Source organism: Priestia sp. SRI_019 (assembly GCF_057586255.1).
The window spans coordinates 1652927-1676549 of the sequence record NZ_JBYCZN010000001.1; the positions used below are offsets into that span (position 1 = coordinate 1652927).

At 38.3% G+C, this 23623-nt stretch carries 24 protein-coding genes; 16 read left to right on the top strand and 8 right to left on the bottom strand.

Annotated features, from left to right (window positions below):
• Positions 1–33: 33 nt before the first annotated feature.
• A complete protein-coding gene (locus AC2YJL_RS09035; protein WP_013057680.1) occupies positions 34–303 on the bottom strand; it encodes a CPCC family cysteine-rich protein in 270 nt (89 codons plus the stop codon).
• Between the two features lie 283 nt (positions 304–586).
• Between AC2YJL_RS09035 and AC2YJL_RS09040 the strand changes: the two genes are divergently transcribed.
• Positions 587–1147, top strand: a complete 561-nt coding sequence (locus AC2YJL_RS09040; protein ID WP_195696616.1) for a copper resistance CopC family protein — start codon at positions 587–589, stop codon at positions 1145–1147.
• A gap of 4 nt (positions 1148–1151) precedes the next feature.
• Positions 1152–2213, top strand: a complete 1062-nt coding sequence (locus AC2YJL_RS09045) for a copper resistance D family protein (protein ID WP_369361091.1) — start codon at positions 1152–1154, stop codon at positions 2211–2213.
• 30 nt (positions 2214–2243) lie between these two features.
• Here AC2YJL_RS09045 and AC2YJL_RS09050 read toward each other — a convergent pair whose 3' ends face one another.
• Positions 2244–2432 (bottom strand): hypothetical protein, encoded by a 189-nt coding sequence (locus tag AC2YJL_RS09050; RefSeq protein ID WP_028412801.1) that lies wholly within the window; start codon positions 2430–2432, stop codon positions 2244–2246.
• Between the two features lie 219 nt (positions 2433–2651).
• Here AC2YJL_RS09050 and AC2YJL_RS09055 point away from each other — a divergent pair, with 219 nt between their 5' ends.
• A complete protein-coding gene (locus AC2YJL_RS09055) occupies positions 2652–4379 on the top strand; it encodes an ABC transporter ATP-binding protein (protein ID WP_369361090.1) in 1728 nt (575 codons plus the stop codon).
• A 41-nt stretch (positions 4380–4420) separates the two neighbouring features.
• On the opposite strand, the gene AC2YJL_RS09060 is transcribed toward AC2YJL_RS09055, so the two are convergent.
• From AC2YJL_RS09060 to AC2YJL_RS09070, 3 genes are all read right to left on the bottom strand, one after another.
• Positions 4421–5086: a type 1 glutamine amidotransferase domain-containing protein gene (locus AC2YJL_RS09060; protein ID WP_195696618.1), complete on the bottom strand. Its 666-nt coding sequence runs from the start codon at positions 5084–5086 to the stop codon at positions 4421–4423.
• A gap of 97 nt (positions 5087–5183) precedes the next feature.
• Complete coding sequence (locus AC2YJL_RS09065) at positions 5184–5309, bottom strand: hypothetical protein (protein ID WP_276511002.1); 126 nt, start codon at positions 5307–5309, stop codon at positions 5184–5186.
• Positions 5310–5356: 47 nt separating this feature from the next.
• Positions 5357–5761, bottom strand: a complete 405-nt coding sequence (locus tag AC2YJL_RS09070) for a hypothetical protein (RefSeq protein WP_369361088.1) — start codon at positions 5759–5761, stop codon at positions 5357–5359.
• Positions 5762–5911: 150 nt separating this feature from the next.
• On the opposite strand from AC2YJL_RS09070, the gene AC2YJL_RS09075 reads away from it, so the two are divergent.
• On the top strand, positions 5912–6310 hold the full coding sequence (locus AC2YJL_RS09075) for a FixH family protein (protein WP_369361086.1): 399 nt from the start codon (positions 5912–5914) through the stop codon (positions 6308–6310).
• A 63-nt stretch (positions 6311–6373) separates the two neighbouring features.
• On the opposite strand, the gene AC2YJL_RS09080 is transcribed toward AC2YJL_RS09075, so the two are convergent.
• Positions 6374–7750, bottom strand: a complete 1377-nt coding sequence (locus tag AC2YJL_RS09080) for an aminotransferase-like domain-containing protein (protein WP_369361084.1) — start codon at positions 7748–7750, stop codon at positions 6374–6376.
• 150 nt (positions 7751–7900) lie between these two features.
• Between AC2YJL_RS09080 and AC2YJL_RS09085 the strand changes: the two genes are divergently transcribed.
• Together AC2YJL_RS09085 and AC2YJL_RS09090 are read left to right on the top strand one after the other, a co-directional pair.
• Complete coding sequence (locus AC2YJL_RS09085) at positions 7901–8818, top strand: DMT family transporter (protein ID WP_407818888.1); 918 nt, start codon at positions 7901–7903, stop codon at positions 8816–8818.
• A 294-nt stretch (positions 8819–9112) separates the two neighbouring features.
• Complete coding sequence (locus AC2YJL_RS09090) at positions 9113–10444, top strand: polysaccharide biosynthesis protein (protein ID WP_116514018.1); 1332 nt, start codon at positions 9113–9115, stop codon at positions 10442–10444.
• A gap of 35 nt (positions 10445–10479) precedes the next feature.
• Here the strand turns inward: AC2YJL_RS09090 and AC2YJL_RS09095 are convergent, their stop codons facing one another.
• Positions 10480–12270: a transglycosylase domain-containing protein gene (locus tag AC2YJL_RS09095; RefSeq protein ID WP_230932984.1), complete on the bottom strand. Its 1791-nt coding sequence runs from the start codon at positions 12268–12270 to the stop codon at positions 10480–10482.
• Between the two features lie 823 nt (positions 12271–13093).
• On the opposite strand from AC2YJL_RS09095, the gene AC2YJL_RS09100 reads away from it, so the two are divergent.
• From AC2YJL_RS09100 to AC2YJL_RS09125, 6 genes are all read left to right on the top strand, one after another.
• On the top strand, positions 13094–13696 hold the full coding sequence (locus AC2YJL_RS09100; RefSeq protein ID WP_195696622.1) for an alpha/beta hydrolase: 603 nt from the start codon (positions 13094–13096) through the stop codon (positions 13694–13696).
• A gap of 290 nt (positions 13697–13986) precedes the next feature.
• The gene (locus AC2YJL_RS09105; protein WP_195696623.1) at positions 13987–14697 is read left to right on the top strand and encodes a polysaccharide deacetylase family protein; all 711 of its coding nucleotides are present in this window, start codon (positions 13987–13989) and stop codon (positions 14695–14697) included.
• Positions 14698–14712: 15 nt separating this feature from the next.
• Positions 14713–15306, top strand: a complete 594-nt coding sequence (locus tag AC2YJL_RS09110; RefSeq protein ID WP_369361080.1) for a DedA family protein — start codon at positions 14713–14715, stop codon at positions 15304–15306.
• Positions 15303–16436, top strand: a complete 1134-nt coding sequence (locus AC2YJL_RS09115; protein WP_195696625.1) for an MGDG synthase family glycosyltransferase — start codon at positions 15303–15305, stop codon at positions 16434–16436. The genes AC2YJL_RS09110 and AC2YJL_RS09115 overlap by 4 nt, the downstream gene beginning before the upstream one ends.
• Positions 16437–16528: 92 nt before the next feature.
• Positions 16529–17278, top strand: coding sequence for an oxygen-insensitive NADPH nitroreductase (gene nfsA, locus AC2YJL_RS09120; RefSeq protein WP_153254509.1), 750 nt, complete (start codon positions 16529–16531; stop codon positions 17276–17278).
• 430 nt (positions 17279–17708) lie between these two features.
• Positions 17709–18638, top strand: coding sequence for a 3D domain-containing protein (locus AC2YJL_RS09125; RefSeq protein ID WP_369361077.1), 930 nt, complete (start codon positions 17709–17711; stop codon positions 18636–18638).
• A gap of 81 nt (positions 18639–18719) precedes the next feature.
• Here AC2YJL_RS09125 and AC2YJL_RS09130 read toward each other — a convergent pair whose 3' ends face one another.
• On the bottom strand, positions 18720–19862 hold the full coding sequence (locus tag AC2YJL_RS09130) for a C40 family peptidase (RefSeq protein ID WP_195696627.1): 1143 nt from the start codon (positions 19860–19862) through the stop codon (positions 18720–18722).
• A 194-nt stretch (positions 19863–20056) separates the two neighbouring features.
• On the opposite strand from AC2YJL_RS09130, the gene AC2YJL_RS09135 reads away from it, so the two are divergent.
• From AC2YJL_RS09135 to ureC, 4 genes are all read left to right on the top strand, one after another.
• On the top strand, positions 20057–21106 hold the full coding sequence (locus tag AC2YJL_RS09135) for an anthranilate phosphoribosyltransferase (protein WP_369361074.1): 1050 nt from the start codon (positions 20057–20059) through the stop codon (positions 21104–21106).
• Positions 21107–21260: 154 nt separating this feature from the next.
• Positions 21261–21563, top strand: coding sequence for an urease subunit gamma (locus AC2YJL_RS09140; RefSeq protein WP_013057659.1), 303 nt, complete (start codon positions 21261–21263; stop codon positions 21561–21563).
• A 14-nt stretch (positions 21564–21577) separates the two neighbouring features.
• A complete protein-coding gene (locus tag AC2YJL_RS09145) occupies positions 21578–21904 on the top strand; it encodes an urease subunit beta (protein ID WP_013083758.1) in 327 nt (108 codons plus the stop codon).
• Position 21905: 1 nt separating this feature from the next.
• Positions 21906–23615 carry an urease subunit alpha gene (gene ureC / locus AC2YJL_RS09150; RefSeq protein ID WP_369361072.1) on the top strand — a complete coding sequence of 570 codons (1710 nt, stop codon included), beginning with the start codon at positions 21906–21908 and terminating at the stop codon, positions 23613–23615.
• Positions 23616–23623 lie beyond the last annotated feature (8 nt).

Consider the following 23623-nt stretch of genomic DNA (forward strand, 5'->3'; position numbering starts at 1 on the left):
TCACAAGCATTCTTTTTTTATAAACTAGTTTCGCTACTCGTGACTTATAATAGGTTTCCAGTTAAAATCTTTTACATCTTGAACAGAAGGCTTTCTCACGTGCTGTAAGCTTTCTTTATTACACGCTCCATAAACTATAAAATTTTCCTGAGCTTCTATTAAAGAAATAGAGTTGGCTCCTAATTCATTGGCATTCAGCTTTTGGTACGGATCGTCTTCCCAAAAACATATCTCACAAATATCATAGTCACCATCACTGTCTAACGATTGATAACCACAGCAAGGGCATGTATACTTTTTCATTGTTTCTATCCTTTCTGTATGGGATTTTAAGCTAGAAAAAAGTCAGCCATCTTATTTAACTATTTTACTATATTCAAGAATAGTCTGAAAGAATATTCAAAAAATTACAGCGGCACCTTTCCTAGGAATTGTGAACATTTTATAACGAATTGGGAATAGTTATTGTGAGACTGAGTAAAAAAGGAGTACACTTACTAGGAAAATAGATCGTGTTCGGAAACGTCTACATAAAAACATTTTTGGATATGATGAAAAAAGAAAAAAGAGATAGGGAGTCATAAATATGAAAAAAATAATAGGTTTACTTTTAGCATGCTTTTTAGCTGTTCCGACAGTTAGTTTTGCTCATACACATGTGCAAACAACCGTGCCGGAAAATGGTGCAACTGTTACAGCTCCTCTAAAAGAAATTAAATTAACCTTTGAAACACACATCGAGAAAATCAGTACTGTGACCGTTACAAAAGATGGACAAAAAGTTTCACTTGCATCGCAAAAAGTAGAAGATCATGATTTAATAGCTTCTGTTGATCAGCCTCTTGAAAACGGATCTTACGAAGTGAACTGGGAAATTGTAGGGGAAGATGGTCATGTAATGAAAGATTCGATTGCTTTTAAAGTAGATGTGAAAGATGAGGCGAAAGAAGAAAGCACTCAAGCAGCCGGAAAAGATAGTGAAAAAAAGCAAGGCGCCACGCAATCTGAACAGCACCAAAAAAGTGCAGTAGCAAATGATGAAAAAACAGAGAACAATGATTCTTCATCGTTTTTTGTTATCATGATTATTGCTATTGTAGTGGTGGTTGGAGCATTACTCTTAATCTTCAGAAAGAAAAAGGCTTAAAAAGATGAGTATTTTGTTGCCTGTTTTTGAGTGGTTCACATACGTAGGTCTTTCCTTATTATTAGGATTTGCCGTACTGCAATATGTACCGCTTACAAAAAAGCCAACAATTTTATTATCAAAGCGATGGCTACTTGCAAGTGCAGCGGCTATCGCTATTTTTTCGGTTGGAAATTCGCTTGAGATTATTTTATCTTTTTCAAAAATAAGAGGGTTAGGTGAAACAGTTCGTCTTGTATTATTGGAAACAAGAACGGGACACGCCTGGATCTTTGTTGTGCTGATTGCTATTTTATGTATGGTTGCTGTTTCAATAGAGAGCCATCCTCATATGTATACATTACTGACTGTAGCCTTGGTGGGAGGAATCGCCTACGCAAGTCACGCAGCATCGGCTTCTGCGCTTAGCGGCATGCTTTCTCATTCTCTTCATATTTTAGCAGTTGGACTGTGGGGAGGGGTGGTTCTGATTGTTGCCGCTTTTTCAAAAGAAACCTCCAATTGGAAAAGTTTCTTAAGCTGGTTTACGCCTTTTGCAATCGCTTGTTTTGTGCTTCTTTCATTAAGTGGGTTCATTTCGATGGTCATTATCATGGGGCTGTCCAACTATGTAAATTCATGGGCTACAGATTACGGGCAGGCTCTTTTACTAAAGCATATTACGATTATTCCGCTGCTTGCATTTGCCGTCATCAATGGCTTTCTTATGAAAAAAACGATAAAACATCCAGAATATAAGCCCGTGATGTGGATTCGAGCAGAAAGCATTATTTTGCTTATCATTTTTTTATTTACAGCTATGATGGTGACGCAATCGCCGCCAACTAATATAAGTCATATGGCAATGGATTCATCGATTCTTCCATTTATCTATGGGAAACAAGTGACGCTCCCTCTAACGTTTCACGTAACGATTGTAGGAATCCTATTCTTATTTGTCGCACTGCTGTTTTTTGTGTATTTACTTATTTGTTTTTACAAAAAGACAGTATGGCTTAGCGTATTAAGTGCGGGTTTGTTTGTTTTTGCTTTTTATATTGCGATGATGACAAGTATTCAAGTCTAAAAACAGTGAGAATTACCTCACTGTTTTTTATTAGCCATTAAAAGTGGTGTTATCTCTCGGGCCTTTTTCCGGAGAAGGAGGCATCGGCATTTGGGAACTAGAGCTAGAACCAGAGCCGGACGTAGAGCCGCTTGGAGGCGATATATTTCCTGCGTTTCCAAAAATAACGATCCCGCCAGAAATTGTGCCAATAGAAATAGATTTAATATAAACAGACATTCTTATTCAACCTCTCATCTAGTAAAAGAATTCAGTGTACCATAGTATATGACCAGCTTGTCATTTTCGTATAGACGAGTTTGAAAAATAGGTAAAAGCTTAGAAGTTCAGGTTGAAAAAGGAAATGGTGTAAAATAAGATAGAACTTTGAAGGTAAAGTGTGTGGTGTCTGCCTAAAGTGTGTATACCACCTATTAAAAGAATTAGAAAGGAACTAAGATGAATACGCAAAAAGGAATTCATTTTTCATTTAAAAAATTATGGTTGCTAACGAACCCTCCGACAGGAAAGCTACTCATTTCGTTCATACTGGCCTTAATTAATACCGGAGCGTCGCTTTCTATTCCTCTTGTCATTAAAGAAGTAATGGAGAAAATTACAGTAGGCGTCTCACCTCAGCTTATAGCAGGGCTCCTTGGTTTATTTGCTGCTCAAATGGTAACAAGCGCAGTATCTCTTTATCTCCTTGCTCAAGTAGGGCAAGGTGTTGTAAAAGAACTCAGACGTAAAGTGTGGAACAAGCTCATAAAGCTTCCGGTTTCATTTTACGACCAAAACCGTTCCGGTGAAATGGTAAGCCGCATTACAAATGATACAACCATTGTGATGAATTTATTGTCAACAGAAATGATTGACTTTGTTAAAAATATTTTATCTATTATCGTTGCCATTGTTATTTTATTTACGCTTGATGTACCCATGACGCTCATTTTATTAGCGGTTATTCCCGTTATGTTTGTACTGGTTATGCCGCTAGCCCGAAAAATACATAAAATTTCACGTGAGCAGCAGGATAAAATGTCTAAGCTTACGGCTTTTTTAGCCCAAATGCTGAGTGAAATCCGCTTGATTAAAGTATCCGGTTCAGAGAAAAAAGAAGTTGATTCCGGCTTACAATCGTTTCAGTCACTCTACCTCTTCGGTGTAAAGAGAGCTAAAATTGAAGCCATCATTACCCCGATTATTAGCACGGTGATGACCGCTGTTATGATTGCCATCGTCGGGTTTGGTGCATACCGTGTGAGTGAGGGATTTATCACTGCAGGAGAGCTGGTAGCTTTTGTTCTTTACCTTTTTCAAATTATGGTTCCGGTTGGTTCACTTACCCGATTTGTTACGAGCTTTCAGCAAACTAAAGGCGCTTCAGAAAGAATCTTTGATATATTAGCTGAGAAAGAAGAAAACTATGAAAATGGAGAAGTGCTTGAACAGGTAGGGAGTTTAAGGTTCGATAAAGTTGCTTTTCAATATGAAGATAAACCAGTATTGCAGGAAGTTTCATTTTCTGCTAAAAAAGGAGAAGTTACCGCTTTTGTTGGACCTAGCGGAGCTGGAAAATCTACTGTTTTTTCACTTATTGAACGCTTTTATGAGCCTTCATCGGGGCGCATATTCTTGGATGGAACAGACAGTCAAAACGTCAACTTACGTTCGTGGCGTCACCTGTTTAGCTATGTTCAGCAGGATTCTCCGATTTTAGCAGGAACAATTCGAGAAAATCTCATTTACGGATTAGAGCGGCATGTGACGGATGAAGAAATAGAAGAAGCAGCGAAGTTAGCGAATGCTCATCATTTCATTCAGTCCTTTGAAAATCAATATGAAACAATGATTGGAGAAAGAGGTATTAATCTCTCAGGAGGACAGCGACAGCGTATTGCAATTGCCCGAGCGCTGTTACGCAATCCCCAGTTTTTACTACTGGACGAAGCGACAGCTAGCTTGGACTCCGAATCAGAAAAGCTTGTGCAAGAGTCATTGGAAACGGTAATGAAAGAACGCACATCACTCGTCATTGCCCACCGTCTATCTACGGTTATTAATGCGGACCAAATTGTTGTAATAGAAGAAGGGCAGGTTACAGGAAGCGGAACGCATAAAGAGCTGTTAGCCTCTCATTCTTTTTACCAGCGTTTGGTAGAGCAGCAGTTTCAAACATCCCTATAGAACAAACAAAAAAGACTGCTTTCGAGCAGTCTTTTTTTAGTTTATTTATTTAGCTTTTTAACTAATTCATCACCCATTAACTCAGAAGAAAAAGGATCTCGGCTTGTGACAATTTGATCATTTGCCCAAACGGCATATGCTTTTTTATCCCTTTCAGGGATGTAGTTAGCCACTTCACGAAGTTCTTGTTCTAAACTGTATGGTAAAAAGGGAAGTACTTCTTCCGGTTCAATTTCATCAGGATAACCGGTTACGTCTAGTCCTTTAATTAACAGTTCATCCTCGGATCCTTTCAAGAAAGCAAAAACAGAAGGTCCGTGACACTCAGCTGCTAAAATACCTCCGTTGTCGTACACTTTGTTCATAAGTGCATGCAAGTCCACATTTTTTGCTAAGTCAAACATAGCGCCGTGGCCGCCTACTACTAAGATAACGTCATAGTTCTCAGCATCTACTTCTTCAAGTTTCATTGTCTGATCCGCTCTTCCTGATTCATATAATTTCTTATACGTTCCGTCTGGATCAAAGTCTTCTGAAATACTTCGAACGTCTACTTCCGGCTTACCTCCAAAAGGTGAGGCTAAATCAACGGTGTGCCCTGCGTCCTCAAGCTTTTGCAGCGGAGCAAATAATTCTTCTGCCCACCAACCTGTGTGATAATCTTTCTCTTCGTATCCGCTTGATAATACAGCTAACACTCTTGCCATGTTTATACCTCCTAAATGATGTAAAACGTATAGTGATACATATCATGTATTCATTGTGAACTGTACCCTATATAAAAAAACTTTAAACAATGGCAAGTTATGAAAAGGTAGCATGAATCATAAACAAAACCAAAAAAGAGATAGCAAATTTAAGATGCCACTTTTTATCTGTACGCTTATAGCGCTTCACGCCCATCACGAGTAAACAAGCTAGAACAGCCATCGTAATAATTCCTGAAAAGTACGTAAAATTTGCTTGAAATCCTTTTATTAAAGCCATATACCATGTAAAATAATCAAGGCCGTTGATGTAAGAGCAACGGGAACGTGCCACTGACGAACGTACTTGACTAAAAATTGGATAAGCGGTTTGAACTCAAAATTTCCTTTTTTTATGTGCGATAACGGTTTCCATTTTAATAATAAAAAAATAGGATAAATGGCTAAAGCTGCAAAGAAACCAATTCGTGCGATTGAACCAAGCTCTTTAAAATTCCCTTCATATATTTTAAAATCGAGTGGAAGGGAATGTTTATAAATAGGGATGTAAATAAGCCCTGCTACAACTAGTAAAAAAGACATAGTAAAGATAAAGATCACTTTTTTGCGCTCACTTTTATTTTTAATTAATGTCTGTAGCCATGATTTTTTAGCTGGAGATTTAGCTAAATTCATTTTCTTCCTCCTTGGAAAAAACTAGTTAGCATCAGTATGAACTTTTTTTCTTAAAAAATCTTTAAAAATCCTTCTTTTTTAGAAAAATTCATTTTTTTCTTGTTAATACGCGTTATAGTTAAAGAAAGGATTTAAAAAGGAGATGAATACATGAAAAAAAGAATAAGTATATCTATAATCAGTCTTTGTTTACTTTTAACGGCCTGTGGTCAGGAACCTGCTCAAAGCACAAATGCTGAGCAGCCAAAACCGTTGAATGTAAATCTTCAAGGTCCAGAAGCGTTGCAGAAAAATGAAAGCGGTACCTACAAAGCTGAAGTTACATATGGAGACGAAAAAGTGAAAAATGATGATGTTGAAATGATTGAATTTGAAATAGGGAAAAAAGATGGCGAAGGGAAAGGGAAGATGTTAAAGCCTAAACAAGTAGAAGAAGGTGTATATGAAATACAAACATCTTTCGCTGAGCCTGGCACGTATACCGTGCAATCACATGTTTCTGCAAAAGGGACGCATAATATGCCTCTTATAACCGTTACGGTTAAATAAAAGAAGTCAAGGACGCTAATTCCTTGGCTTCTTTTCGTTTAGTATGTCCACTGAATTCCCATTCTACAAAGGGAAAAGGTTATTTGGAATAGGATGATGTTTTCTATCATCAATTAAAGTAATGCACTGAGCCAGCTGTTCAATTCCTCGTTTGATTGTATTCGTATTTACTTGTGAGATGCTTAATCGGAGAAGAGTGTCTCGTTTGTATTCTGGTAAAAAAAATCTAGAAGCATCATCAACATATATGTGCTGCTCGTTTAGCATGTGAACGATCTGTTTTGCTTTCACATGCTCAGGCAAACTAATGGATAAATAGAATCCTGAAGTTGGTTTAGAAAAATGTGTATGAGCGGGTAGCAGTGAATCACATGCTTCTACAAGAGTTTGCATTTTGGTATGGTATACCTCTTTTATCTTTTTAAGATGACTCGTAAACATGCCGCTTTTTAAATATATTTCAAGAGCACCTTGGGAAAGCGCTGAGCTATTAAAATCTGAACTGAATTTATATCGTAAAAAGTTACTATTCATTAACGAAGGAAGCACAACAGCAGCAATCCGTAAACCAGGAAGAAAAATTTTCGAAAAGCTTTTAATGTAAATGACTCGTCCAGAAGGATTAAAAGAAAATAAAGGATCTGATTTTGCATCCGGATCAAGGTCGCCCAAAAAGTCATCTTCCACTATATATACATCGTATTTTTCGGCTAGCTCCACGATTTTTTTCTTCTCAAAATTTGTATAACAATGCCCAAGAGGATTGTGAAACCTTGGAATAATATAAAAAAATTTTATATCATTGTTTCGAAAAATGTATTCTAAATGATCAAGATCAATCCCTTCCATCGATAGCTCGATCCCAAAAGTAGTAGCTTGGTGCAGCGTAAGAGACTCAATAAAACCGAAATAAGTGGGCTGCTCAATTAGGATATTATTTTTTCCATTTGGAAATGGCATAGAAACTAGTAAGTGAAGAGCTTGCTGAGACCCGGATACAACAACTAACCTTTCAGCTTGAGTGAACACCTGTAGGTTCTGCAAGTGTTTCACTAACTGTACCCGCAATGAGTAAGAGCCTTGTTGATCAGAGTATGTAAAAAGCTCTTCTTTGTAGTGTTCAATCGCTTGGTTTATGCAATGCTGAAATTCAAGATAAGGCATAACGTTTTTATCTGGACCCGCAGACAAGAAATCAATCACTTCATTTTCATTCGTCTTATGTTGAAATTCTGCCACAACGTAGTAGCCGCTTTTAGGACCAGAATAAATTAAATGCTCTTTTTCTAGTTCGCTGTACGCTTTGATAACGGTATTCTTGCTGCACGAAAAATGTTGGGAGAGTCGGCGAACAGAAGGGAGTTTACCACCTGCAATAAGCGATCCATTTGCTAGGCCAAGCTTAATTTCTTCCATGATTTTTAGATATTTCACACTCATAGGTCCTACTCCTTTAATTTGTACCCGTACAGATAGGTAAAAGAATGATTTATTTTAGTAGTTGTCTTGGTCTATCCTTTTAATTATATCAGAACTTTTTTTAGAAAAATGATACAGTTCTGAAAAATAAAAAGACAGGGGTAGGGTAAGATGCAAAAAGAAACGAGAGAGAAGGTGGGCTTATTATTGGGGGTAGTAGGCGTTATCTGTTTTAGCTTAACCCTTCCTTCTACAAGCATTGCAGTCAAGTATTTCGGAACGACAGTCGCCGGTTTAGGAAGAACAGATGTAGCGGCTATTTTAGTAGCTGTGATATTGATTGTACGAAAAGAGAACTTTCCTTCTCTTCGCCAATTTAAAAGTCTGCTGATCGTTGCTTTAGGTGCAGTTTTAGGATTTCCTCTTCTCACTTCTTGGGCAATGAAATCATTGCCTGTTTCTCACGGAGCGGTTGAACTCGCTCTTTTACCATTAGCCACAGCCGGTTTTGCGATGTTTAGAGGGAGTGAACGTCCTTCTTTAAAATTCTGGGTCTCAAGTATAATCGGTGCGGCAGCTGTTATCGTGTATGCTCTTCACCTCGGATTCGGTCAACTGCAGTTTGCTGATGCAGCTTTACTAGCAGCGGTGCTGATACTTGGACTGAGCTACGCAGAAGGAGGGGTGTTAGCAAGAGAATTAGGCAGCTGGCAAGTGATTGCTTGGGCCATTATCATCGGTGCGCCATTTTTTATGATTCCAGTGGGACTAAGCATTACAGCTGAAATGCTCCATGCGCCTTTACAAGCGTGGGTTAGTTTGATTTATCTCTCAGTAGTGAGCCAATTTTTAGCATACGTTGCTTGGTACAGCGGGATGGCGATGGGGGGAATAGCCAGAGTTAGCCAGGTTCAATATTTACAGCCATTTTTAATGATTCTGTTTGCAGCTCTATTTCTAGGCGAATCAATTACACTTTTTACTCTTGCTATAGCAATAATTGTTGTCTTTTCGGTTGTACTAGGCAAAAATGCTTCGGTGTCAAAAAAAGAAGTGCATCCACAGAAAATGATGAATAAAGACGCTTAACTAATATGTGAATTTGTTACATTAAAACAACATGCTCTATTCCCGTTAGCAATCAGCAGGCTCATTGCGTCTTCTGTTTTTCTATGTAAGTCTCAAGAGTCAAAAGATAAGAAATGAATGAATTTCCTATGTGAAAAAGGTATATAACGGTTTTTTTTCACATAGGTTGAACATTATACAAGAACTTGTACACCGAAAAAATACAATTAGACAAATAATTCGTATTGGGCTTGTCATATACATAGAGAGAAGAGGTAGTGATGAAAAAGGACGGGAAATAGAGGAGATAACGAGATGAACACTTTTTTGAAAGGAACGTTTATTCTAGCAGGTGCTGCCTTTGCAGGAGAGTTAATTGAATTTCTTGTAAATATGGTGCTTGCTAGAGAATTAGGTAGGGAAGGCATGGGCATGTACATGACTGTTCTTCCTATCATTTTTCTTATTGCCACGGTAGCCAACTTAGAACTGCCTATTTCTATTTCTAAATTTTTGGCCGAACATCACCGCAAAGAACATCAGCATATGATGAAGCATGCCACCATTTTTGCGACTGCTGTGAGCTTGGGAATCTTTTTTATTACACTGGCCGTATTAGCAGCCTTTCCATTTTTTAGTCACTATCATCCTTACTTAAAATGGGTTGTACTATGTTTCATTCCGGTCGTTTCATTTTCAGCCGTGCTTCGTGGATATTTTACGGGTAAAAATAATATGACGACTATCGCCGTGTCTAATTTTATCCGCAAAGCCTTTCAGCTAACGATTTTATTTATTGTTTTTCAAATGTTTGCTTTCACAGATGTTAAAATGTCGCTGTTTATTGCGATTTGTACGCTAATTGGAACCGAAGCTGTTATTTTACTTTATTTTTTTATCACGTATGTTACTCAGTTAAGTGTTTTATCAAGAGGGCACAGACCTCTGCTTTCTCCAAGTGAGATTCGGAAAAAGCTGTTAGGCGTCTCACTTCCGACCACGGGACTGCGTTTATTTAATGCGGTATGTAATGCTGTTCAGCCGTTTTTAATCAAACACGCGCTCGTTTTGTCGGGCATGACTTTAACCGGGGCCACGCAGCATTTTGGTATGCTAACAGGGGTAGCGATGTCGATCGGCTTTTTTCCGGCTTTCTTTGCTCATTCTCTTTTAGTAGCACTCATACCCGCTGTATCTGAAGCTCATGCGAAAAATCAGGAAGAACAGCTTCAAAGACTTTTGACTCAAAGCATGCAAATGACGTTTTTATATGGCATTCCGTCTATAGTGGCGATGTATTTCTTTGCTGAGCCGCTTACCAACTTGTTTTTTCATTCTACCGAAGCCGTTTACTATTTAAAAGCTTTATGGCCGTATTTTCTTTTCCACTTCTTTGCGGTTCCGCTTCAAGCTTATTTAATTGGCCTTGGCTATGTGAAAGATGCTTTTTATCATACGATATGGTCGCATATTGTGTCTTTTTCCCTGATGTTTTTCTTAGGATCACAAACAAATATTGGCATGCAGGGAATTATAATCGGGATGAACTGTGGGGTGGTTGTCTTAACGGTTCTGCATTATGTAACGATTTGCAAAGTTATTAACGTTTCCTTTTTTTCACTTAAGCATAAAACGCATCTATCTTAAAAAAACCTCCAACAGTGAAGTTGGAGGTTTTTTGGTTACCAGTTATTCATAATTGAGCTAAACAGTGTAGCAGGATCTTGTCCGCCGCCGCCTGATAAGTACTTCTTTTCTTGCGTAGAATTGGCGTTATCAAAGCCAGCGTGGATAGAGACCACTGCATCATCGGTATACCCGACAAACCAAGCATCTTTGTCATCGTTAGTTGTACCGGTTTTACCTGCAGCATCTCTTGAAGAACGAGCGTTAACACCTGTTCCATAGCTTTTTTCAATAACATCTTGCAGCATAGATGTCATCGTATCTGCATTTTCTTCACTCATTACTTGCTCTGTCTGAATATCGGGCTTTTTCACTGCACCGCCGCGCATCTCAAGTTTTCGAATTGCATAAGGCTTAGTCATAACACCTTTGTTAGCAAACGTTGTATATCCTTGTGCTAACTGAAGAGGTGAGAACGTCGCTGTCGTTCCTCCAAGAGCAAGTCCTAGCTGCTTCTTATCATTATCTTCAAGAGGAAGTCCTGCTTTTTCCATAAATTTTGCACCTTTACTAATACCGATTTCTTTTAAAAGCCACACGGCTGGAACGTTAAGCGAACGAGTAAGCGCTTGACGCATTGTAACATGGTCTTGATATTGTCCATTTGCATTTTTAGGACTGTATCCACCGCCAAAGTCCTGACGTTCATCACTTAACAGTGAAGTTGGCGTATAGTCTCCAGTTTCTAATGCAGGACCGTATACAGCTAACGGCTTAATAGCTGAGCCAAGCTGATAGCCGCTAGTAGCGCGGTTTAAGCCGTTCCGCTCATAGCTGCGTCCTCCATACATAGCCGAAATGGCGCCCGTTTTAGGATTGACAGCTGAGATTCCTACTTCTACTTTGCTGTTGATGTCATCATCTCGGAACGTATGATTTGCTACAGAGTTATTAATCGATTCCTGTAAATTAGGATCAAAATCTGTGTAAATCGCATAGCCGCCTTCATAAAGATCGTCCGCTGATACGCCGTACTCCTGAGCAGCTTCTTTAATCGCGTAATCAATAAAGGCCTGATTTTGGCTTGCTTTTTTGACCGGAATGCTTGGCTTTACAACACGTTCGTTTAGTGCTTGCTGATACTGCGTGTCGTTAATAACGTTTTGGTCATGCATCAGTTTTAATACAACGTTTCGTCGGGATGTCGCTTTTTCTGTACTATTGCTTGGTGAATACGTACTCGGCGCTTTCGGCAGTCCTGCTAAAAGCGCAGCTTCGCCTACGGTTAAATCTGATACAGGCTTATTAAAATAAAGCTGAGAAGCTGCACCAATACCATATACACCGCTTCCGAAATAAATTTGATTTAAATATAATTCCAAGATTTGATCTTTTGTAAATTGTCTTTCTAAGCCTAGTGAGAGAAACATTTCATCTACTTTACGTTTAATGGTCTTATCACTAGATAAGTAAAGATTTCTTGCTAACTGCTGTGTAATGGTACTTGCGCCTTCAGCTTTACTCATTGTTACAATGTTCGTAAAAAGGGCGCGGCCAATACCTTGTAAATCAATCCCAAAATGCTTGTAAAAGCGACGGTCTTCCGTTGCAACAAACGCCATTTTTACATAATCGGGAATTTCATTGCTCGAAACATTTTGACGGGGAACGGTTTTATACAATTCGTCAATCTTACGGTCATTTTTGTCATAGACTACCGTACTTTGAACCGACTGCAGTTTCGAGTAAGATAAATCAGCCGTTTGCTGAAATTGCTTTAATACATAGGTAACTCCTAGCATTACAATTAAAACAACGACTAAAAAGGCTAAAATAAATTTCCTCATGTTGGTTCACTCCACTAAGTAATAATTCCATGTTCACACATAGCTACATTCTTCGTCTTTACAAGGTCGTTATGTAAAGAATGCTGAAGTTTGTTGACCCATTCAATCTTTTAACAGAGAAATGGATGATAAAGTATTAACGTTCACAAGCTGACGCGCTAAGTTTAATAAAGGCTATTATTCAAGTGCAGGTAAGTTTTTAGGGTATAAGATGATTGACATAAATAGCTCTTTACGCAGTTATTTTTTGCTTACTCGCAGATGCTTCGTTTTTTTATTAAAACTGAAACGAAGTGAAATACAATCATCTGAACTTAGTTTACCCATAAATTTGTGTTTGTCAAATAAAGTCGTATAAAGCACCATTCGGGGCTTTGTTCCCCTTTATGAAAAAACAAGCTGGTATTTTACTTTCTGTTTCTCATAGAAAAAAGTTGTTATAACACGTATACGAAATACGATTTAGTACGTTCGGGTATAAATGCTGATATCTGTTGAAAGTAACGAAATAAAGCAAAAATTAACTAATTTATCAGACTAGGGCACTTTTTATACGACGGAGGACGGGTGAGTTTTGATCATTATCCACCTTTTGACCGGAGCACTTAGCTAAAAGTGGAATATTTCTTTCCCCGTTATAAGTCAAACGAATTAAATACCTAGCTGCATATGAGCAATAGCCATATGAAGTTATTCAGTATTATGTGATACTGCCAGCAAAACATACAGGTATTTCTTTGACAGTGGTTCCTTTACAAATGCTTCGAAAGTTCTTATAATGAAATTATCTTTAATTCGAGATATTTAAAAGGAGTGGATATACGTGAAACATATTTTTAAAAAAGGGACGGACGAAACGAAACCGACTTTATTGCTGTTGCATGGTACAGGAGGTACAGAACAAGATCTGCTCCCTATTGCAGATATGATTGATTCCTCTTGCTCCGTATTATCTGTAAGAGGAAATGTATTGGAAAACGGAATGCCCCGTTTCTTTAGACGTTTACAAGAAGGAATATTTGATATAGAAGATTTAATTGAACGTACAAAAGACCTTCATCAATTTTTAGATGAAGCGGCTGAAACATATTCATTTGACCGAAACAACATCGTAGCTGTAGGCTACTCAAATGGTGCCAATATTGCAGGAAGTTTGCTATTTCATTATGAGAATTCTTTGAAAGGGGCAGCCCTTCTTCATCCAATGGTTCCAAGAAGAGGAATTGAAGTGCCTAAGACCGACGCTTCTATCTTTATTGGCGCAGGCACAAACGACCCTATTTGCCCAGCATCAGAAACGGAAGAACTTTCTGCGCTTTTAGAAAAAGCCGGAGCGGACGTACAGGTGCATTGGGAATCATTTGGTCATCAGTTAACACGAACAGAAATTGAAGCAGCTGAAAAATGGTATCGGTCAAAATTTTAACTTAAAAACTTTCCGCACAGGTGCGGGAAGTTTTTTTATTTTTAAAAAACAATGACAGTTATCATACAAAAGATAGATATAAATGGTAAAAAGTACTTTTTTTACTGAATGAAGGGAAATTTTATGATATCATTTTATTTCCGGTATATCCTTGCAGAACAGCTATTTTTAGGTGAAGTATCAAATTATTTTAAAATTCCGGACTTCTATCACAAAAAAATGAAACCAAAGGCTGAGTAAACCGTTATAATAAATGCAGGATTTAAATTTAAAAGGATGGTTAAAAGCATATGACTCGTTTTTTTATTGTTTTATTTTTCGTTCTAATGGTTATATGTGTATATACCATTATTTCGCAAACCCTTTACCGTCGCTATCATCCATCAGTCATAATAAAAGGGGCAAAAAAGCATAAAATAGCTATAACATTTGACGATGGGCCTCATCCTGTTTATACGCCAAAAATTTTGGACTTGTTCAAACTGCATGAAATGCAAGCTACTTTTTTTATTGTGGGAGAACTAGGGGAAAAGCACCCGTCTATTTTAAACAGGATGATCGATGAAGGACATGAAGTAGCTATACATCATCATCGCCATGTGAGTGCATGGACGCAAACACCTTGGCAATTAAAAAGACAAATTCATCAATGTGCACAGGTTATAGAAAAAGTAACAAATCAAAAGCCGCTTTTTTATCGTCCGCCGTGGGGACATTTAAATATGAGCAGTTTATCAATGGCCAAGCCATATCACCTTGTGATCTGGACAGGAATCTTTCAGGATTGGACACTAAAAACAACGAAAACGGCATTAGTTCAAAAACTAATGCGTAAAGTAGGAGATGGAGCCATTTTTGTTTTACACGATAATGGAGATACCCCGGGAGCAGATGAAAAAGCACCTGAAATGACGATTGCGGCGTTAGAAGAATTTTTACCTTACTTAAAACAGCAAGGATATGAAAGTATAACCATGCAGCAATTGATGAATCAATCGTAAATAGAGGAGCGAGCAGTGGACTTAACAATTATTTCTCAGTATATACATTCTTATGGTTATATTGTTATTTTACTTGTACTTTTTTGTGGGATTGTTGGAATTCCAGCGCCTGAAGAATCATTTTTAATATTATTAGGCATGTTTATTGCCAAACATCAGCTGAACTTATACGAATCATCTCTTTTTGCTTTTTTAGGTGTTATAACTGGAATGCTTACTGCTTATGGGCTAGGAAGGTATGCGGGAACCCCATTTTTTGATAAATACGGAAAATACGTAGGGTTAAACAAAGAGAAAATTGAAGCGGCAAGCGGCAGCTACCATAAATACGGGATATGGACCATTTTATTTGGTTTATATATTCCAGGCTTGCGTCAGATTAGCCCATATATGGCGGGAATAAGTCGCTATCCGTTTTTACTTTATTTATTGTTATCGGTAGTAGGAAGTCTAGTATGGGTCCTTTCTTTTCTGATTCTAGGTTACTATGTAGGAGATCGAATTCATATTTCGTATATTATCATGGGCGCTGTAGCTTTTTTCGTCATTTATTTACTTATAAAAAGAACAAGAAACCGAAAACGTCTTGAGAGGAGGGATGGTCAATGAGGAAGGTTTTATTTCTACCGCTTTTTCAGATGCCATCTGGTCATCACCAAGTAGCAGACGCCGTTATGGATGCCATCATGGAGCGTTTTTCGCACGTTATTTGTCAAAAAATTGATTGTTTAAGCTATTGGAGCAAACCGCTTGAACAAATGATTTCATCGATATACATGAAATGGATTTCTGTTTTTCCAAAGCAGTTTGAAAAATTTTATTACGGTCATGTATACAAAAAAAACGACCATACGATGGATGATTTTGTTGTAAAAAAGTGGCCGATTATCGAATACCATATGAAGAAATTAATTGATGCAGAGCAGCCGGATGTCATTGTTTGTACACACAGCTTTCCTTCCTGTGTATTAAGCGGGTTAAAAGAAAAAGGCATCATTGATCTTCCTATTATAAACGTATACACCGACTTCTTAGTAAGCGACGTATGGGGTAAAAATGGAATTGAGCTTCACTGCGTGCCTGATCAGGATACAAAAGCGTTTTTACAAAACGTTCACGGTGTAAAAGAGTCTTCTATTTATGTAACGGGCATTCCGGTTCATAAAGCGTTTTTAAAAAGACGGATTGACCATCTCATGCCACAGAAACATATACTGATTGCCGGAGGGAATTCCGGCCTTGGAAATGTACGCAAAATGCTTCAGCAGCTTCCGCAAAACTGTACGTATATGTATTATGTGCTGTGCGGAAAAAACAAAAAGTTGTATCAAGAACTAATAAAATTAAATCACCCGAGAATTAAAGCGGTCTCGTATGTAAAATCGAGAGAGAAAATGAATGATTTATATGAGGGAGCAGATGCGATTGTCACAAAAGCGGGCGGAGTGACAATTAGCGAAGCCCTTCACAAGAGACTACCTATTTTTATTCACTCATCTCTTCCCGGTCAAGAACAAATTAACATTGAATATCTAAAAGAAAAAGAGCTGCTGATACCGCTTAATGATGCTGAAGCCTTTGAACAGCAGCTTAAGAACATTTTAGAAAATGATGTGAAACGAAACCGCTTGATGAAACGAATGGACGAATATGTAGACAGCTTAGAAGTAAAAGTAGATCGCGTGCTTGCAGATCATTTTAAGCTGTATCGATATGAGACAAGTCAAAATCAATTTTAAGCAGAACATTGGTTATTTCTTTTTACATTCGATAAACTAACTGTAGACATAACATCTGTAGAAGGTTAAATGAAGTAAAAGGAGATTATAATATGAACTCAGTTATTGAAACGATTTTAAATCATCGTTCTATTCGCAAATATGAAGACAAACCATTGTCCGAAGAGCAAATTCAGACGATTGTAGAAAGCGCACAGGCAGCTTCCACATCAAGCTATATTCAAGCGTATTCCATTATTGGAGTAAAAGATAAAGAAACGAAGCGAAAGCTTGCTCAATTAGCAGGAAATCAACCTTACGTAGAAACCAATGGACACTTCTTTGTATTTTGCGCTGACTTTCATCGTCATGATGTCATTGCGGAAATGGAGAAAAAAGATTTATCAACAGCGCTCGAAAGCACAGAGCAGTTTATGGTAGCTATTATTGACGTTGCCCTTGCTGCGCAAAATGCAACGCTTGCTGCTGAATCAATGGGGCTTGGAGCTTGTTACATTGGCGGTTTGCGTAACGAATTAGAAGAAGTAAGCAAAGTGTTAAAACTGCCTCATCATGTAATCCCGTTATTTGGTCTAACGGTTGGGCATCCAGCGGGTATTACGGATAAAAAGCCGCGCTTACCATTTAAACATGTGTATCATGAAGAAACATATGAGCCGAATGATGAGCAGACGAAAAAAGAATTAACAGCGTATAACGAAGAAATTTCTGCTTATTACAACGAAAGAACAAATGGCAAACGCCAAGACACGTGGACTGGTCAAATGGCTGAAATGCTTTCCAATCCTAAGCGTATGTATATGAAAGAGTTTGTTGAAAAGCAAGGATTTAACAAGAAATAAAAAAGCTGGGACAAAAGTAGTTTAGCCGAATTGAAAAGCGAACCGCTCATCAAAAATTTTGATGAGCGGTTCGCTTTTTTTGTTATGGTGAACATAGGTTTCATTTATGTAGTTTCTTCTAGCAGTTGACTGGATTCATTTCCAACCTCTTTTTTTGTTATGAAAAAAACTTAATATACCCGTTAAATGGTCAATAAAAAAGAAGAGGCATAGCCAGCCATGATAGAGAAATTTAACTATTTTGGTAAAAACAACAACAAAAAGCAGTAAAAAGTAGAAACGTTTCATCATATAGCCAAATTATCAGAAATATTACGTTTAGACGTTCCGTTTTGTTAAGTTTTGTAATAAAAGTAGCATGGCTCTGTAACGGCTGTGAAATGTGAGGATGATATCATTCAATCATTGAGTAAATAAGGAGGTATTCGTAATGAAAAAATTTATATTTACTCTAGGAACAACAGCAATCCTTTCAGCGGGATTTGTAGGTGCAGCTTCTGCTTCTACAAGCGGAACGTATCACGTAGAAAAAGGTGATACGTTATGGAAAGTCGCTCAAAAGAACAGCGTGAGCGTAGACGAGCTAAAAGATGCAAATAACTTAACATCTAATATTATTTATCCAAATCAAGAATTAAACGTAGCTACTATAAAAGAAATGACGCACAAAGTTCAGCAAGGAAACACATTATGGTCCATCAGTCAGCAATACGGCGTGACGGTAGATCAAATTAAAGAATGGAACGGACTGAAGTCGGATTTAATTTATCCTGGCGAACAATTAAAAATTCAGTCTCCAAACGGCCAAGTTCAGCAATCAAGCCCTTCAGTAGCCCAGGCTGCTCCAGAAGCTCAGCAAGCTCAAGCGCCGGCTGAACAAACTCAAAAAGAGCAGCAGCAAGCTCAAGCTGAACAGGCTCAAAAAGAGCAGCAGCAAGCTCAAGCTGAACAGGCTCAAAAAGAGCAGCAGCAAGCTCAAGCTGAACAAGCTCAAAAAGAGCAGCAGCAAGCTCAAGCTGAACAGGCTCAAAAAGAACAACAACCTGCTGAATCGTCACAACAAGCCAGCGGCAAATCAATGACAGTTGAAGCAACTGCCTATACGGCTAATTGTGCTGGATGTAGCGGTACAACTGCTACAGGAGTGGATTTAAAAGCAAATCCAAATCAAAAAGTAATCGCTGTTGACCCTAGTGTTATTCCATTAGGTTCGAAAGTTTATGTAGAAGGCTATGGTGAAGCTGTAGCTGCCGATACAGGTGGAGCAATTAAAGGCAATCGAATTGATGTATTCGTTCCTGCTGAAGGTGATGCTCAACAGTTCGGAAGAAAATCTGTTAAAATCACTGTTATGAACTAAGAAGTTCTTTATAAAATTGCTAGTCTAGTATTAGAAATACATAGCTAGTAAAACAAAAGAGGTGCCTTATGGCACCTCTTTTTATTTTATAATACGCTTTGCTCCCGCATAGCTGTTTTTCCAGTAAGCTGTTGAAAGTGATTGCGTTTTAACGCCTTTGCTGCTGACATAAATGAATTCTTGTTTGTCTAGGTAAATTCCTACGACTGAAACGGATTTGCCGTTTTTAAAGAAAACTAAATCTCCAGCCTGCAGGCTGTTTTGCTTTACGTTCGTGCCGCTTTTATACTGATCTGCTACTGTACGAGGGATAGAAATATTTGAACCCGCGTTTTTATATACATACTGTGTGTACCCTGATACATCAAAACCTTTTGGTGTCGTGCCTCCATATTTATATGGCTTTCCAATTAGCGTTTTAGCATACGATATAATTTGCTGCTGTTTTGCACTAACAGAAGTTTGAGGTGCTGGAGCCGGCGAAGGTGCGCTTGCACTTTTCACTTTCAGAACTTGTCCAACTTTTAGCGCATCTGTTTTTAAGTTGTTTAATTTTTTTAATTCAGCTACCGTCATGCCGTACTTTTTAGCGACTGCTGTCAGCGTGTCTCCTTTTTTCACCGTGTAGGTGCCATTGCTATCAGCGGGTGTAGATGGAGCTGTTGGTGAAGGTTGAATATCTTCATCAAGCAAATAACTCATATTTGCGTTAAACGTTACTTTTCGCTTCGTTTTATAACTCTTCGCTTTTTGCTGAAATTGCGTATTGTATGCGTTGATTTCTTTTTCAAAATTTGCAGAGATCTTATTAAATTCCGCGTCACTTACATCTCCATACGCATAGTCTTCAAGATCCACAATGTAATTGTAAAGAGCAATTAAGCTGTCGTATAAATACCCTTGAAGCTGATCAGCTTCTGAATTAAGGTGATTCATCGCGTAATTTTTATCAGTCTTTGTTAGAAACTGGTCAATTTGATCCGCAAGCTGATCATATGCAGCTAACGCTTTTTCGTCATCTTTTATTCCTTCAATTTCTTTTAGCTTTTTTTCTACGGTTTTATAAAATGGTGCGTAATAATCTGCTAGCGAATTAACGTCTTTTTGATAAACGCTGACAGAAGAAGCAGCATAAGCAGAGTGACTAAAAACAGGCGTTGTCACCGATGCTCCTACTAAAACAGATGCCGCTATAAATGGTACAAGTAGTTTCTCTTTTTTCATTTGTAAAGTCCCCCAAATATCCAAATAATAGTATAGCAGATAGATTATACTATATTATGTTATAAAAGAACTAGTGCTTTTCCTTTAATTTCATATTTTTTAGCAGTTTGCGTACCTGATAGAAGATAATCTAAGGAACAAAGAAAATATGTGATACAATGTACAAATATTCAGTTAAAAAGGAAGTGTACGATATGCAGCAATTTATCAAAGAAATAGCGCGCGGAAAAAGGGGATCAACTGACTTAACGTATGAACAAGCAAAAGAAGCAGCTCGCTTAATCGCTTCTGGACAAGCTACGGATGCTCAGATCGCTGCTTTTTTTATCGCGGAACGTATTAAAACTGAAAATGCAGATGAACTATTGGGATTCGTTCATGCTTTTCGTGAAAAAACAAAAGAAATACCGCTGTCTCAGCCGTTAAAAGATAAATCAATTGATTTTGCAAGCCCTTATGCAGGGAGGAATTCATTTTTTGCGACCATTCCTGTATCGATTTTATTAGCTGAAAGAGATGTGCCAGCTTTTTTACACTGTACAGAAGCGCTTCCTCCAAAGTTTGGAACAACGATTGAAGACGTACTTCATTCATTACAGATCCCTCAAGCTCAAACGATTGACGACATCGGTCATGCGTTTGAAACGTTAAAAATTGGCTTTGTAAATGCCGAAACAATCTCTTATCCTCTTAGCCGCATCAAACAAGTTCGTCATGAAATTGGTGTAAGGACACTTATTAATACGGTTGAAAAACTACTAAACTTATCGAATGCTTCTTCTTTAATGATGGGCGCTTTTCACCGTACAGCCATTAATAAGATTGTGCCTATTTTTGCTTCTCTGTCTTTCAAACACGTATACGTGGTACAAGGGATAGAAGGATCAGAAGATGTACCTGTACATAGAAGCAGCTTTGTTTTTACGATCTCAGAAGGAGAGATGGAGTCGTTTATTGTCAATCCAAAAGAATACGGACTGTTTGTGGAAGAAGAGCACTTTGAAAAGAAAATAAGCGTTGAAAAACAAGCGGAATATGTGACGCGCATTCTGGAAGGTGAATCTTCTTCCGAACTGACTTACGTCTATAATCAAGTAGTATTAAACGCTGGCTTGCGCTATTATTTATTCGGGTATGAAGCTTCTATTGAAAAAGGAGTAGACTATGCAAAACGTCAGCTGGCTGAAGGTTTGGGCTGGAAACACCTGCAGAAATGGAAAACACAAGCGATTTCAGAAAAGTAAAAGGTGAGCAAATATGCTCATCTTTTTTTTATCGGAAGAGATAAATTCTTTGTTTTTTGTCAGAAAATTTACTATAATTAGTTATGTATTTTGTGTTAGAAAATGTCACATTTGATGTTAATTAGAAAATAGATTAGCAGAAAGGAAGCTTTCATTGAAACTTACGTCGAGAGAACAAGAAAAATTAATGATTGTCGTAGCTGCAGACTTAGCAAGACGCCGTCAAACAAGAGGATTAAAACTTAATTATCCCGAAGCAGTAGCTATTATTACATATGAAATTATGGAAGGAGCTCGTGATGGCAAGACGGTAGCACAGCTAATGCGAGAAGGGACCAAGATTTTAAAACGAGAAGATGTAATGGAAGGTATTCCGGAAATGATTCATGATATTCAAGTGGAAGCTACCTTTCCAGACGGAACCAAGCTCGTCACTGTGCACGATCCAATTCGTTAAGAGGAGGGAAAGATATGATTCCAGGGGAATATTTCTTAAAAAAAGACCCAATCACATGTAATAACGGAAAGAAATCAATTAGCGTGACTGTAATCAACAGAGGCGATCGACCTGTTCAAGTAGGGTCACACTTTCATTTTTTTGAAGTGAATGCTGCGCTCGAGTTCCCCCGCGAAGCTTCGCTTGGCTATCATTTAAATATTCCGGCCGGCACAGCCGTTCGTTTTGAACCAGGTGATGCAAAAGAAGTCGATCTCGTTGCTTTCTCGGGAACAAGAGAAATCTACGGTCTTAACAATAAAACAAACAGATCGCTTTCTGATAGAAAGGAAGATGTATAAGATGAGTTTTCAAATGTCGCGACGTCAGTATGCAGATATGTTTGGACCAACCGTTGGAGATGCGGTTCGTTTAGCAGACACAGAGCTATTTATTGAAATTGAAAAAGATTTCACCACGTACGGAGATGAAGTAAAGTTCGGCGGAGGAAAAGTCATTCGTGACGGAATGGGGCAGCATCCTCTTGCAACACGAAGCGAAGCAGCGGACTTAGTATTGACAAATGCAATTATTGTTGATTATACAGGCATATATAAAGCAGATATTGGAATAAAAGATGGGCTCATTCAAACCATCGGAAAAGCGGGCAATCCCCTGCTGATGAATGAAGTAGACATCATCATTGGTGCGAGTACAGAAGTGGTTGCAGCTGAAGGAAAAATTATAACCACCGGCGGTATTGATGCACATATTCATTTCATTTGTCCGCAGCAAATTGAAACTGCTCTTGCTTCTGGCGTTACAACAATGATTGGAGGAGGAACAGGACCGGCTACAGGAACAAAAGCGACAACTTGTACACCCGGAGCTTGGCATATTGAACGAATGCTTGAAGCTGCTGAAGCATTTCCAATGAATATTGGCTTTTTAGGAAAAGGGAATGCAAGTGCCAAAGAGCCTTTAATTGAGCAAATTGAAGCTGGAGCGATTGGACTAAAGCTTCATGAAGACTGGGGAACCACGGCATCTGCTATTGACACAAGCTTACAGGTAGCAGACGATTACGATGTTCAAATTGCGATTCATACAGATACTTTAAATGAAGGCGGCTTTGTCGAAGATACGATTGCAGCGATTGGCGATCGCGTCATTCATACCTATCATACTGAAGGAGCTGGAGGCGGACATGCACCTGATATTATGGAAATGGCAAGCTTTCCAAACGTGCTTCCATCATCAACTAATCCAACAAGACCTTATACTGTCAACACGCTTGAAGAACATTTAGATATGCTCATGGTATGTCATCATCTTGATCCCTCTGTACCAGAAGACATCGCTTTTGCTGATTCTCGCATTCGCAAAGAAACGATTGCAGCTGAAGATATTTTACACGATTTAGGTGTATTCAGTATGATTTCTTCAGATTCTCAAGCAATGGGACGTGTAGGCGAAGTGATTACAAGAACGTGGCAAACAGCTGATAAAATGAAAAAGCAGCGAGGAAAACTTGATGGTGACAGCGAAGCCGGCGATAACGCACGCGTCAAACGCTATGTAGCTAAATATACGATTAATCCAGCTATCGCTCATGGAATTTCCGAATACGTAGGATCGGTAGAAACAGGGAAAATGGCTGACTTAGTCCTATGGGAGCCAGCGTTTTTTGGAATAAAGCCTGACTTGATTGTAAAAGGCGGTTTGATTGCACACAGCTTAATGGGAGATCCTAACGCTTCAATTCCAACTCCACAGCCGGTTTTATACCGTCCGATGTTTGCTTCTTATGGAAAAGCAAGAGCTAAAACGTCTCTTACATTTGTGTCAAAAGCAGCTTACGAGAACAAAGTGGGCGAGAAACTGGGGTTACAAAAGCTGCTTAAACCGGTTAAAAATATTCGTCAATTAAAAAAAACAGATATGAAGTTAAACGGGGAAATGCCTAAAATTGAAGTTAATCCCCAAACGTACGAAGTAAAAGTAGATGGACAAATGATTACATGTGAAGCAGCAGAAGTTGTGCCTATGGCGCAGCGATACTTTTTATTTTGAGGTGAAAG